The organism is Serratia fonticola (assembly GCF_001006005.1).
Taxonomy (GTDB): Bacteria; Pseudomonadota; Gammaproteobacteria; order Enterobacterales; family Enterobacteriaceae; genus Chania; species Chania fonticola.
This window is the reverse complement of the sequence record NZ_CP011254.1, coordinates 5010133-5023716: the sequence shown is the minus strand read 5'-3', so window position 1 is coordinate 5023716 and position 13584 is coordinate 5010133. Positions and strand designations below refer to the sequence as shown.

Sequence of the window (13584 nt, the reverse complement as noted above, 5' to 3'; positions counted from 1 at the left end):
TATGCGGAGTTTTTCGTGGGCCAATCTCTGTTGGATTTTTCCGGCTACATCAAGTTCTTTGTCGGCCTGTTTGCGCTGGTCAACCCGGTAGGTATTCTGCCGGTGTTTATCAGCATGACCAGCTACCAGGCCGAGGTCGGGCGTAACAAAACCAACCTGACGGCTAACCTGTCGGTGGCGATTATTTTGTGGACCTCGCTGTTCCTGGGTGAGGGCATATTGCGTATGTTTGGTATCTCCATCGATTCTTTCCGTATTGCCGGCGGCATTCTGGTGGTGACCATCGCCATGTCGATGATCAGCGGCAAGCTGGGTGAAGACAAACAGAACAAGCAGGAAAAATCAGAGAGCGCGATCCGTGAAAGCATCGGCGTCGTTCCCTTGGCGCTGCCGCTGATGGCCGGGCCGGGTGCTATCAGTTCTACCATCGTCTGGAGCTCTCGTTACCACAGCTGGCAGAACCTGTTAGGTTTTACCGTGGCGATCGCCTTGTTCGCTTTCTGTTGTTGGCTATTGTTCCGGGCAGCTCCGCTGCTGGTGCGTTTGCTGGGGCAAACCGGCATCAACGTCATTACCCGTATCATGGGGCTATTGTTGATGGCGCTGGGGATCGAATTTATTGTCACCGGCATTAAAGCCATTTTCCCTGGGTTGTTATAACCCTAATAAAGCCGCGGATAATCCTGTTTGCGGCTTAAGTTATTTTTAATTTTTCAAATTATCTCAGTTGATGCATTATTAAAGTGCATAACCTGCCTGCTTTTCATTCTATTGCCCCACCCTGTGGCACAAATCTCACTTTATCGGTTGATAAAGCACCAAGATGTTATTTTCTCCACTTTTAAAATCCGCGTGACGGGGGTTTTTGTCTCCCAATGGGTAAAATTGTTGTTAATTTAATCACATCATTCTGTAGGGCTTGTCTCCGTTTCACACAGGTGTTATTAGTGATTAACCACCCATAGGCAGGTGTTTATTCTCTGAACGGCATTTTTGTTAACTGAATGTTTCTTTTGAGTGGTTTTTTTCATCTGGGATGAAAAGGTTAAAAGTGAAGTCGTTATTTATCCAATAAAATCATGGTGCTAATCTCTCCCTGGGCGTGTGGGAAGGCTAGGTGTCTGTAGGGCTATGGGATAATAAAAGAGAAATGCTTAACATTTCTGTAAAAATTATTGGCTATGAATTTTTGCTTCTGCTAATTTCCGAGCAACTTATCAGAAGGAAAAATCTTATCTTTGGCGCGCCAGATAGGAATGATTTTTGCTGGGATCCGTTTATTTAGCATGCTTGATAACTATTTCACAATTATTGCTTAGCAGCGAAAAGGAGCCTGTACTATGCCGCAAACCACGAAGCATCAACCGTTGGCCGTTATCATCGCCGCCGTGTTGGGGATGATCGCCAGCCAAAACCTGCAGGCCGTTGAGGTTCCGGCCGGTGTGCAATTAGCACCACTGCAGCGCATGGTGATCAACAACGGTTCAGAAGTCGCTTCGTTGGATCCGCATAAAGTCGAAGGAACGCCTGAAAGCAATATTATCCTCAACCTGCTGGAAGGGTTGGTCAGCACCGATGCCAATGGTCATCTGGCTCCTGCGGTGGCGGAAAGCTGGGAAAATACCGATTACCAGACGTGGACCTTCCACCTGCGTCCAGGGGCAGTATGGAGTGATGGCTCTCCGGTGACCGCGCAGGATTTCGTTTACAGCTGGCAGCGGCTGGCGGATCCCAAGACCGGTTCCCCTTATGCCAGCTACTTGCAATACGCCCGAATTGAGAATATTGACGCTATTCTTGCCGGTAAGAAACCGCCTGAATCCCTTGGCGTCAGCGCCATTGATGATAAAACGTTGAAGGTGACGCTCAGCGAGCCGGTGCCCTATTTTGTCAGCATGCTTTCCCATACCTCAATGAAACCGGTGAAACAGTCCGTGGTTGAGAAATTTGGCGATAAGTGGACACTGCCACAGAACTACGTGGGCAACGGGGCATATCGCTTATCCGAGTGGGTCGTCAACGAACGTATCGTGCTCGAACGCAACCCGAGCTACTGGAATAACAGCAAGACGGTGATCGAGCAGGCTACGTTCCTGCCGTTGTCTTCCGAGGTCAGCGATATTAACCGCTACCGCAGCGGTGAAATCGATATCACCAACAGTGCCATCCCGCCGAATCTGTATGCCAAAATGAAGCGCGAGATCCCGGAACAGCTGCACGTTAACCCTTACCTGTGCACCTTCTATTATGAGATCAACAATCTGCGTGCGCCGTTCACCGACGAGCGCGTACGTGCGGCAGTCAAATTGACGCTGGATCGCGATATTATTGCCAACAAGATCATGGGCCAGGGCCAAATCCCCGCCTACAGCTTTACGCCAACCTTTACCGAGGGAGGCAACTTCAGCCAGCCGGAATGGGCTGGGTGGACGCAGGAAAAACGCAACGAAGAAGCGAAGAAACTGCTGGCACAGGCCGGGTTCACCGCTGAAAAACCGCTCAAGTTTACCTTGTTGTACAACACCTCCGATCAAAATAAGCAGCAGGCCATCGCTGCTGCCTCAATGTGGAAGAAGAACCTTGGCGCACAGGTCACATTGCAAAATCAGGAATGGAAAACCTCGCTGCAGAGCCGTCATGAAGGGCAGTTTGACGTGGCCCGTGCCACCTGGTGCGGCGATTACAATGAGCCGAGTGCGTTTCTGAATATGCTGCTTTCCAACAGCAGCAATAACACCTTCTTCTATAAAAGCCCGGCCTTCGATGCTCTTATGGCCAGCACCTTGAAAGCATCGGACGCTACTGCACGCAGTGCCATTTATCAGCAGGCCGAGACCTTGCTGGACAAAGATTCTGCGCTGATCCCGGTCTATTATCGGGTCAGTGCACGCCTGGTCAAACCTACGGTTGGCGGTTTCACCGGCAAAGACCCGCTTGACTACATCGATGTGAAAAACTTTTACATCATCAAACAGTAATGAAGGGTATCACCGGCGGTGATAGTGGCCGGTGATACACAGGAAAGGCAGCGCCGTTTCGTTCCACGGCGTCCAGCCGTAACAACCACCCGGTTAACGGGCTACGCAGCTCCCACGACGGAGTTGTGATAATAAAAACTGGAGTTTATACACATGACCAACATCACGAAGAAGTCCCTGCTGGCAGCAGGCATTATTGCGGCGCTAGGCTTGACGGCGGCAGGAACTGCTTTTGCGGCCGATGTGCCAGCGGGCGTACAGCTGGCAGACAAGCAGGAAATCGTTAAGAACAACGGTTCCGAAGTACAATCCCTTGACCCACACAAGATCGAAGGCGTGCCTGAAAACAACGTCACTCGCGATCTGATTGAAGGTCTGGCGAATAACAGCCTGGACGGTTCTGTGGTGCCGGGTGTCGCAGAAAGCTGGGATAACAAAGATTTTAAAGTGTGGACCTTCCACCTGCGCAAAGACGCCAAATGGTCGAACGGTGAGCCGGTAACGGCACAAGATTTCGTGTATAGCTGGCAGCGTTTGGTCGATCCGAAAACCGCCTCTCCTTATGCCAGCTATCTACAGTATGCCCACGTGGAAAACGTGGATGACATCATCGCGGGTAAAAAAGACAAATCGACGCTGGGCGTGAAGGCCATCGACGATCATACCTTCCAGGTGACGCTGACCGAACCGGTGCCGTATCTGGTAGAAATGACCCCGCACTACGCCATGAAGCCGGTGAATAAAGAAGCGGTAGAGAAGTTTGGTGAGAAGTGGACTCTGCCACAGAACTACGTCAGCAACGGCGCCTACAAGCTGAAAGACTGGGTGGTTAACGAACGTATCGTGTTGGAACGCAACCCGCAATACTGGGATAACGCTAAAACTATCATTAATAAAGTCACCTTCCTGCCGATCGCTTCAGAAGTCACTGACGTTAACCGCTACCGCACCGGTGAAATCGACATGACCTATAACAACATGCCGATCGAACTGTTCCAGAAGCTGAAAAAAGAGATCCCGAACGAAGTGCACGTCGATCCTTACCTGTGTACTTATTACTATGAAATCAACAACCAGAAAGCACCGTTCACCGATGCTCGCGTGCGCGAAGCGCTGAAGCTGGGGATGGATCGCGACATTATCGTCAACAAGGTGAAGAACCAGGGCGATCTGCCTGCTTACAGCTTTACTCCTCCTTACACTGACGGTGCCAAGTTGACCCCGCCAGAGTGGTTTGGCTGGACGCAGGAAAAGCGTAACGAAGAAGCCAAGAAACTGCTGGCCGAAGCCGGTTATGGCCCGGGTAAACCGCTGACCTTCTCGCTGCTGTACAACACCTCCGATCTGCACAAGAAGCTGGCCATTGCCGCTGCGTCTATCTGGAAGAAAAACCTGGGTGTGGACGTGAAGCTGGTGAACCAGGAGTGGAAAACTTTCCTGGATACCCGCCATCAGGGCACCTATGACGTGTCACGTGCTGGCTGGTGTGCGGACTACAACGAACCAAGCTCCTTCCTGAACATGATGCTGTCCGACAGCAGCAGTAACACCCCACACTATAAGAGCGCAGAATTCGACAAGCTGATGGGCAACGTCTTGACGGCGAAAACCAAAGAAGAGCGTGCCGATCTGTATCAGAAAGCCGAAGTCCAACTGGATAAAGACTCTGCTATCGTTCCGCTTTATTACTATGTGAATGCTCGCCTGGTGAAACCTTACGTGGGTGGTTACTCAGGCAAAGATCCACTTGATAACGTTTACGACAAAAACCTGTACATCATCAAACATTGATGCGGCAAGGGCTGGCGGCACAGGTCGCCGGCCCATTTCAAGACAATAAGCCGTTATCAGGCTGAAGCACAGGGCTAGGGCAATGCTTAAATTTATCTTTCGTCGCCTGCTAGAGGCGATCCCGACACTATTTATCCTTATCACCATCTCTTTCTTTATGATGCGCCTCGCACCCGGCAGCCCGTTTACCGGTGAGCGCGCGCTGCCACCCGAAGTGTTGGCCAACATTGAAGCCAAATATCACCTTAACGATCCGATCTGGAAACAGTACGGGCACTATTTGGTGCAGCTGTCGCAGGGCGATTTTGGCCCTTCATTCAAATACAAAGATTATTCGGTTAATGACCTGGTCAAGGCCTCGTTCCCCGTTTCAGCCAAACTGGGTTTTGCCGCTTTTGTTCTGGCGGTGGTGCTGGGAGTGAGCGCAGGGGTTATTGCCGCGTTGAATCAGAACACCAAGTGGGACTATACGGTGATGGGGTTCGCCATGACCGGTGTGGTGATCCCCAGCTTTGTTGTCGCCCCCTTACTGGTGCTGATTTTCGCCATTACCTTGAAGTGGTTGCCCGGTGGAGGCTGGAACGGTGGGGCGCTGAAGTTCATGATCCTGCCGATGGTGGCGCTGTCTTTGGCCTATATCGCCAGCATCGCGCGTATTACCCGTGGCTCGATGATTGAGGTGTTGCACTCCAACTTTATCCGTACCGCCCGTGCCAAAGGTTTGCCGATGCGCCGCATCATTCTGCGCCACGCATTAAAACCTGCGTTGCTGCCGGTGCTGTCGTATATGGGGCCAGCGTTTGTTGGGATTATCACCGGTTCGATGGTGATTGAGACTATTTACGGCCTGCCAGGAATTGGCCAGCTGTTCGTTAACGGTGCATTGAACCGTGACTATTCGCTGGTGTTGAGCCTGACCATTCTGGTTGGCGGCTTGACCATCCTGTTTAACGCGATCGTCGACGTGCTGTATGCCGTGATCGATCCGAAAATCCGTTACTAAGCTGGAGCACGCAAGATGTTGACGAAAAAGAACAGCGAAGCTCTGGAAAACTTCAGCGAACAGCTGGAAGTTGAAGGGCGCAGTCTGTGGCAGGACGCTCGCCGCCGCTTTATGCACAACCGTGCGGCGGTGACCAGCCTGTTTGTGTTAGCGCTGATCACCCTGTTTGTGATCTGTGCCCCCTGGCTGTCGCAGTTTGCTTATGATGACACCGATTGGGCAATGATGTCAGCCGCGCCTAACCTAGAGTCCGGGCACTATTTCGGTACCGACTCCTCAGGGCGTGACTTGCTGGTACGCGTGGCCATTGGTGGGCGAATCTCGCTGATGGTGGGGGTCGCTGCGGCGCTGGTGGCCGTGGTCTTGGGTACTTTGTACGGTTCACTTTCTGGCTATCTGGGCGGCAAGACCGACTCGGTGATGATGCGTTTGCTGGAGATTCTGAACTCCTTCCCGTTCATGTTCTTTGTGATCCTGCTGGTGACCTTCTTTGGGCAAAACATCCTGCTGATCTTTGTGGCGATCGGCATGGTGTCGTGGCTGGATATGGCACGTATTGTGCGCGGGCAGACGCTCAGCCTGAAACGTAAAGAGTTTATCGAAGCGGCGCTGGTGTGCGGCGTATCGACTCGCAATATCGTCCTGCGGCATATCGTGCCGAACGTACTGGGCGTGGTGGTGGTATACGCCTCGCTGCTGGTGCCGAGCATGATCCTGTTTGAATCCTTCCTCAGCTTCCTGGGGCTGGGAACTCAGGAGCCGTTGAGCAGTTGGGGCGCATTGTTGAGCGATGGTGCCAACTCGATGGAAGTATCACCGTGGTTGCTGCTGTTCCCAGCCTGTTTCCTGGTTATCACTCTGTTTTGTTTCAACTTTATCGGCGATGGCCTGCGTGATGCCCTCGACCCGAAAGATCGTTAAGGAGTGCAACCATGAGCATTAATTCTCAACCACAAACCGGGCTGCTGCTGGACGTCAAAGATCTGCGTGTGACGTTCGGTACGCCAGACGGCGATGTTACCGCGGTGAACGATCTCAACTTCGATCTGCGCGCGGGTGAAACCTTGGGCATCGTCGGGGAGTCAGGTTCCGGCAAGTCACAGACGGCATTTGCGTTGATGGGCCTGCTAGCTAGCAATGGCCGCATCGGCGGCTCGGCAAAATTCAACGGCCGTGAAATTCTCAACCTGCCAGAAAGCCAGCTCAACAAGCTGCGGGCCGAAGAGATCTCGATGATCTTCCAGGACCCTATGACCTCATTGAACCCTTATATGCGGGTTGGCGAGCAGTTGATGGAAGTGCTGATGCTGCATAAAAAAATGAGCAAAAGCGAGGCGTTTGAAGAGTCGGTCCGCATGCTGGATGCGGTCAAAATGCCGGAAGCCCGTAAGCGTATGCGTATGTATCCGCATGAGTTTTCCGGCGGGATGCGCCAACGCGTGATGATCGCCATGGCGTTGCTGTGTCGGCCAAAGCTGTTGATTGCCGATGAGCCAACCACCGCGCTGGACGTTACCGTGCAGGCACAGATCATGACGCTGCTTAACGAACTGAAGCGTGAGTTCAATACGGCGATCATCATGATCACCCATGATTTGGGCGTGGTTGCCGGGATCTGTAACAAGGTCTTGGTGATGTACGCAGGCCGCACCATGGAATACGGCAGCGCCCGCGATGTGTTTTATCATCCGAGCCACCCATATTCTATCGGGCTGCTCAATGCGGTGCCGCGTCTGGATGCCGAAGGTGACGCGTTGATGACCATCCCTGGTAACCCGCCGAACCTGCTGCGTTTGCCAAAGGGCTGTCCGTTCCAACCGCGTTGTCCGTATGCGATGGAACAGTGCGCGAGTGCTCCGCCATTGGAGCAGTTTGGTGAGGGGCGCCTGCGCGCCTGTTTCAAGCCGGTGGAGGCGTTGGTATGACCGCAACCGATAAAAGAGTGCTGCTGGAAGTCGCAGACCTGAAAGTTCACTTTGATATTCATGATGACAAGCAGTGGTTCTGGCAGGCACCGAAAACGCTGAAAGCGGTGGACGGTGTCACCGTGCGCCTGTTTGAAGGCGAAACGCTAGGGGTGGTAGGGGAGTCAGGCTGCGGTAAATCCACCTTCGCACGGGCAATTATCGGCCTGGTGAAGGCGACCAGTGGCCGCGTTGCCTGGTTGGGCAAAGATCTGCTGGGCATGAATGATGCCGATTGGCGCAAGACGCGCAGCGATATTCAGATGATTTTCCAGGATCCGCTGGCCTCGCTGAACCCGCGTATGACCATCGGTGAGATCATCGCCGAACCGCTGCGTACCTACAATCCGAAAATGCCGCGCCAGGAAGTGAAGGATAAGGTCAAAGCGATGATGTTGAAGGTGGGCCTGTTGCCGAACCTGATCAACCGTTATCCGCATGAATTCTCCGGCGGGCAGTGTCAGCGTATCGGTATCGCCCGCGCCTTGATCCTGGAGCCGAAACTGGTGATTTGTGATGAGCCGGTCTCCGCCTTGGACGTGTCTATCCAGGCGCAGGTGGTGAATCTGTTGCAGCAGTTGCAGCGTGAGATGGGGTTATCGTTAATCTTTATCGCCCACGATCTGGCGGTGGTTAAACACATATCCGATCGGGTGCTGGTGATGTATCTGGGCCATGCGGTGGAACTGGGAACCTATGATGAGGTCTATCATAACCCGCAGCATCCGTATACCAAGGCGCTGATGTCGGCGGTTCCGGTGCCGGATCCTGACAAGGAGAAGGAAAAGCAGATCCAACTGCTGGAAGGGGAATTGCCATCGCCGATCAATCCGCCTTCGGGCTGTGTGTTCCGCACCCGTTGCCCGATTGCCGGGCCGGAATGCGCTAAAACGCGCCCATTGCTGGAAGGCAGCTTCCGACATGCGGTATCGTGCCTGAAAGTTGATCCGTTATAATGTGTTGATTAACAATAAAAAAACCTGCCATCTGGCAGGTTTTTTTATACCGTTAACCGGCTTATTCTTTCCACAAAATGTGGCACAGCTTGTTATCTTTCTCGCGGCAGATCAGCACGCGGGCAAAGACATCGTTGATAGGCTCGCCATCGCTGTCCGCCAGGCCGATCACCACCTCGGCAAAGAAGTCCGGATTCAGATCGTAATCCACGTGTTCCTGCCAGTCCTCTGCCGGATCGTACAGCTCGGCACCACCGCGCTCTTCAAACTGTAAATTGAACAGCAGAATATCCGCGGGATCCAGATTGTCGCCAGCCAGCTCAAGGAAGATGTCGTAGGCTTGTTCCAGCGTTTCATCTTCGGTAAGGCGATTATTCAAGTCCATATAAAAATCCTGATAACAAATGATTTGAGGTTATTAAACCATGCTCGTTGCCGCTTTTACAGCAACGGGCTGAAAAAGTAAAACAGGCGTTCGACCAGGCGGTGCCAGTACGGGCGCTTCAACCATTGCTTGGCGTCCAACAGCTGCGAGCGGGCGATGTAATCATCTTGCACACAGGCTAGATCGGCACCAAAGCCGCTGTCGTCAATCACCAGGGTGATTTCAAAGTTCAGCCACAGGCTGCGCATATCCAGATTGACCGTGCCGACCAGGCTGAGCTGGCCATCGACCAACACGCTCTTGGTGTGCAACAGCCCGCCTTCAAACTGATAAATCTTCACGCCCGCTTCCAGCAGCTCCGAGAAGAAGGCACGGCTGGCCCAGCGCACCATCATTGAGTCGTTGTCGCGCGGAACGATAATGCTGACGTCAACGCCACGCAGCGCTGCCGTGCAGATGGCGTGCAGCAGATCGTCGCTCGGCACCAGATAGGGGGTGGTCATGATCAACTGCTCACGCGCGGAATAGACCGCCGTCAACAGCGCCTGATGGATCATCTCTTCCGGGAATCCCGGGCCGGAAGCAATAACCTGGATGGTGTGGCCGCTTTCCTGTTCAAACGGCATGATATTCACGTCTGGCGGCGGTGGTAGAATGCGCTTTCCGGTTTCGATCTCCCAGTCACAGGCGTAAACGATACCCATCGTGGTTGCCACTGGGCCTTCCATACGTGCCATCAGGTCGATCCATTGACCCACCCCGGCATCCTGCTTGAAGAAGCGCGGATCGACCATATTCATACTGCCGGTGTAGGCGATGTAATTGTCGATCAGCACCACTTTGCGATGTTGCCTCAGGTCCATGCGCCGCAGGAATACGCGGAACAGGTTCACCTTGAGTGACTCAACCACTTCAATACCGGCGTTACGCATCATGCTGGGATAAGGGCTGCGGAAGAACTGTACGCTGCCAGCCGAGTCCAGCATCAAACGGCAATGTACGCCACGGCGTGCGGCGGCCATCAATGATTCGGCGACCTGATCGACCAGCCCACCGGGCTGCCAGATATAAAACACCATCTCGATATTATGGCGTGCCAGTTCGATATCCCGCACCAGGGCATTCATCGTTGAATCGGTGGTCGTCAGCAGCTGTAGCTGGTTGCCTTTGACGCCATCGATGCCCTGGCGGTGGTGGCAAAGCTGGAACAGCGGGCGGGCCACTTCACTGTACTCGGTAGCAAAAATCCGGCTACTTCCTTTAAGCTCATTCAGCCAGCGAGCGGTTGAGGGCCACATAGCCTTGGCTCTCTCTGCGCGGCGTTTGCCGAGGTGCAGTTCACCAAAGGATAAATAAGCAACGATACCGACCAAGGGCAGAATATAGATCACCAGCAGCCAGGCCATGGCCGAAGGCACGGTGCGTCGTTTCATCAGAATACGCAATGTGACCCCGGCGATAAGCAGCCAATAGCCAAACACCAAGAGCCAACTAATTACGGTATAAAAGGTTGTCATAAAGGCAAAAATTTCCGTTCGTAAGCCACCAATAATGAGTGTACGCACAGAACAACAAAGGTGAAACCTTTTCTCGGTAGTTAAGTTACATAAAAATGATTGACTAAAGGGACTTGCTGAAAATAAAAACCGTACTTTTTGTCGCCTGTGAGAGGGTGACGGCAGTGAACGCACGACTTGGATCGCGCGTTGAAAGGGCTATAATGCCCGCGGTTGGCATTGATGGGTAACGTAAAATGAGACGCAGTAGAAATGAAGTGGGCCGCTGGAGGATGTTACGGCAGAGCCAGCGGCGCAGGCACCGTTGGCTGGAGCGCCAGTCGTGCAGCAATCGGCATATCATTCGTGTTCGCCGTCGTTTGGACGATCAACACCGCAGAGCCTTATTGTTCGTTGTGGCTTACGAGTGGTAAAACAAGAACAGCCCGTTATGGGCTGTTCTGCTATTGGCTGGACCTGGGTTATTTACCCAGATAGGCGTTCAACATCCACACCTGTTTTTCCTGCTCTTTGATGTAATCACTCATCAGCGAAGAGGTACCCTCATCACCGGCCTCTGCGGCCAGCGTCAGCAGTTCGCGCTGCTGTTGCAACAAAATGGCGTAACCTTCCAGCAAGCCGCGCAGGGTGCCTTTATCGTCGGTGACATTGGTGTCTTCCTTGATATCCGCCGTTTTCAGATAGTCACTGAAGGCGTGGCGAGGCTGTGAACCCAGAGTCAGAATACGCTCTGCCAGTTCATCTACCTTGGTCAGCAGGTCATTGTAGGTTTCTTCAAACTTGACGTGCAGTTCAAAGAAGTGCGGGCCGGAAATATTCCAATGGTAGCCACGCACGTTCATATACAACACTTGGTAGTTAGCCAGTAGGGCGTTCAGTGCTTCAGAGAGTTTTGCTGATTGTTTGGTGTCCAGGCCGATATGAGTCTTGGTCGCTTTCTTTGCCGTTGCCATAATAATCTTCTCCTGATTATTTGTTTCGATTATCTAGATTGATATCCATACAAAACAGGTTAACCGGATCTATCATAAGGTTAAAGTTGCTACTAAGCATCAATTCAATCGTTCAAACCAATTTACCCGTGCTTACATTCATCAATTGGCTAATCGGGTAGGGGCGCTGCATGCTGCGCCCACTTAACGTGTGCCGGGCATGCTCAGCAGCTCGGGGGTGAAAGTCCCCTGTCCAGCCTGATGGTGGCGAAGGACTAGTGAAGCGCAAGGGCGTCGTCGTGAGGCGGGGTCTGAAGGAAGCGTGGAGCAAAACCATGACCTGACGAACAGAAATCAGATATGAGGCCTACCCGGCTGGCGGAGCAAGCGTTTGATTGCAAAGGCCATAACCATCAAGAGTCGGGGGGGTAGATCTGGCAGGTGTGTGGTGAAAGCGGCTGAGCTTACCCCGGGAGGCCTGTCCGGCGTTCTGCATTCAGAACTGAGCGCACCGTAAGGTGCGCTGATCGGCGGACAGGAGTCAGCAGAGGGCATAGTAGGACAGGACTGTCCGAAGGCCCGAACGGTAATGAGTGACAAGTATCAGCGGAGGTTCTGAACGGTCATGCAGCAGAAAACGCATCGCGGCCCTGAAGCAGAAAGACGGGGTGAAGCCCCGAACGTCGGCTCTCAGGGGGCTGAAACCGTACAGGCACCGACGACCAGAGAAAGTCCGTCGTCAGCAGAATGGCTGATGGAAGCCATCTGTGAACCCGTCAATCTCAAGCAAGCCCTGAAAAGAGTGAAAGCCAATAAAGGTGCGGCGGGAAGTGACGGCATGAGCGTAAGCGATCTGCCGGACTACCTGAAACGCCACTGGCCGGAACTGAAAGCGCAACTGCTGTCCGGCAGTTACTGCCCATCCCCTGTGAGAAGAGTGAGCATCCCGAAACCCGGGGGCGGCGAACGCCTGTTGGGTATCCCGACGGTAGTCGATCGCTTTATCCAGCAGGCGGTGATGCAGGAACTGCAACGGCAGTGGGATGCGTCGTTCAGCGATAACAGCTATGGGTTCCGGCCCGGACGCTCGGCCCATCAGGCAGTGAAACAGGCTCAGGACTATATCGGTTCTGGGTATCACTGGGTAGTCGATCTCGATCTGGAGAAGTTCTTTGATCGGGTAAATCACGACGTGCTGATGAGCCGGATAGCGAAACGGGTAACGGATAAACGGGCGCTGTCACTTATCCGCCGGTTCCTGAACGCAGGTGTGATGGAGGCCGGTCTGGTAAGGCCGGTGACAGAAGGGACGCCGCAGGGCGGCCCACTGTCGCCGTTGTTATCGAATGTGCTACTGGACGACTTCGATAAGGAACTGGAGAAACGTGGCCTGAAGTTCGTGCGTTACGCAGATGACTGCAATATCTACGTGAAAAGCGAACGGGCAGGCCGCCGTGTGATGGAGGGGCTGACACATTGGCTGAGCCGAAAACTGAAACTGAAGGTGAACGCGAAGAAGAGCGCGGTAGCGCAGCCGGAAACGCGTAAGTTCCTGGGTTACAGCTTCAGAAGGGGCAGAAAGGTCAGGTGCGTGGTGTCGCCGGACGCAGTGAAACGGTTCAAAGTGCGGGTAAGGGAACTGACGGGGCGCAACACAGGGAGAAGTCTTGAGCAGCTAATCCAGCCATTAAAGCGGTATCTGATGGGATGGAAAAGTTACTACGGGATGAACGAGTGGCCGTCGATAATGCGAGAGCTGAACGGATGGATAAGACGCAGGCTGCGAAGTGTACTCTGGAAACAGTGGAAAACAGGCAGCAAGCGTTATAAAGAGCTGCGGCGGCGGGATGTAAGGAAAGACCTGGCGGCGCGGACGGTGGGAAGCAGCCATAAACAGTGGCGGATAAGTAATAGCCCGGCGCTGAGCATAGCCCTTCCCAACCAGCTGTTCATCAAACTGGGCCTGCCAGAACTGTAAGCAGGCGGCGATAAACATAACCGAACCGCCGTATACGGACCCGTATGTACGGTGGTGTGGGAGGAGGCTGATCGTGAGGT

The 13584-nt window shown here is 53.4% G+C and carries 12 protein-coding genes; 9 read left to right on the top strand and 3 right to left on the bottom strand.

Translation table 11 applies throughout. From position 1 onward, the window contains the following. Positions 1–15 precede the first annotated feature (15 nt). The 7 genes from WN53_RS22235 to oppF all read left to right on the top strand — a co-directional run bounded on the left by WN53_RS22235 (position 16) and on the right by oppF (position 8692). Positions 16–660 carry a YchE family NAAT transporter gene (locus tag WN53_RS22235; RefSeq protein WP_021181228.1) on the top strand — a complete coding sequence of 215 codons (645 nt, stop codon included), beginning with the start codon at positions 16–18 and terminating at the stop codon, positions 658–660. Between the two features lie 680 nt (positions 661–1340). Continuing rightward, on the top strand, positions 1341–2978 hold the full coding sequence (locus WN53_RS22230) for an ABC transporter substrate-binding protein (RefSeq protein ID WP_024486729.1): 1638 nt from the start codon (positions 1341–1343) through the stop codon (positions 2976–2978). A gap of 153 nt (positions 2979–3131) precedes the next feature. Continuing rightward, positions 3132–4769, top strand: a complete 1638-nt coding sequence (oppA, locus tag WN53_RS22225) for an oligopeptide ABC transporter substrate-binding protein OppA (RefSeq protein ID WP_024486728.1) — start codon at positions 3132–3134, stop codon at positions 4767–4769. An 82-nt stretch (positions 4770–4851) separates the two neighbouring features. Further along, positions 4852–5772 (top strand): oligopeptide ABC transporter permease OppB, encoded by a 921-nt coding sequence (gene oppB / locus WN53_RS22220; RefSeq protein WP_021181231.1) that lies wholly within the window; start codon positions 4852–4854, stop codon positions 5770–5772. A 15-nt stretch (positions 5773–5787) separates the two neighbouring features. Then, complete coding sequence (gene oppC, locus WN53_RS22215; protein ID WP_021181232.1) at positions 5788–6693, top strand: oligopeptide ABC transporter permease OppC; 906 nt, start codon at positions 5788–5790, stop codon at positions 6691–6693. Between the two features lie 11 nt (positions 6694–6704). Next, the gene (gene oppD, locus WN53_RS22210) at positions 6705–7697 is read left to right on the top strand and encodes an ABC transporter ATP-binding protein (RefSeq protein WP_046808295.1); all 993 of its coding nucleotides are present in this window, start codon (positions 6705–6707) and stop codon (positions 7695–7697) included. Further along, entirely contained in the window at positions 7694–8692 is a 999-nt protein-coding gene (oppF, locus tag WN53_RS22205; RefSeq protein ID WP_046808294.1) for a murein tripeptide/oligopeptide ABC transporter ATP binding protein OppF, read from the top strand. Before oppD ends, oppF begins: the two co-directional genes overlap by 4 nt. A 61-nt stretch (positions 8693–8753) precedes the next feature. Here oppF and WN53_RS22200 read toward each other — a convergent pair whose 3' ends face one another. Together WN53_RS22200 and cls are read right to left on the bottom strand one after the other, a co-directional pair. After that, on the bottom strand, positions 8754–9077 hold the full coding sequence (locus tag WN53_RS22200; protein ID WP_021181235.1) for an HI1450 family dsDNA-mimic protein: 324 nt from the start codon (positions 9075–9077) through the stop codon (positions 8754–8756). A 56-nt stretch (positions 9078–9133) separates the two neighbouring features. Then, positions 9134–10594, bottom strand: coding sequence for a cardiolipin synthase (gene cls, locus WN53_RS22195; protein WP_024487022.1), 1461 nt, complete (start codon positions 10592–10594; stop codon positions 9134–9136). A 236-nt stretch (positions 10595–10830) separates the two neighbouring features. Between cls and WN53_RS27680 the strand changes: the two genes are divergently transcribed. After that, complete coding sequence (locus WN53_RS27680; RefSeq protein WP_004945296.1) at positions 10831–11007, top strand: YciY family protein; 177 nt, start codon at positions 10831–10833, stop codon at positions 11005–11007. A 48-nt stretch (positions 11008–11055) separates the two neighbouring features. Here the strand turns inward: WN53_RS27680 and WN53_RS22190 are convergent, their stop codons facing one another. Continuing rightward, positions 11056–11547 (bottom strand): Dps family protein, encoded by a 492-nt coding sequence (locus WN53_RS22190; RefSeq protein WP_021181236.1) that lies wholly within the window; start codon positions 11545–11547, stop codon positions 11056–11058. Between the two features lie 604 nt (positions 11548–12151). Here WN53_RS22190 and ltrA point away from each other — a divergent pair. After that, complete coding sequence (gene ltrA / locus WN53_RS22185) at positions 12152–13504, top strand: group II intron reverse transcriptase/maturase (protein ID WP_024487021.1); 1353 nt, start codon at positions 12152–12154, stop codon at positions 13502–13504. Positions 13505–13584 lie beyond the last annotated feature (80 nt).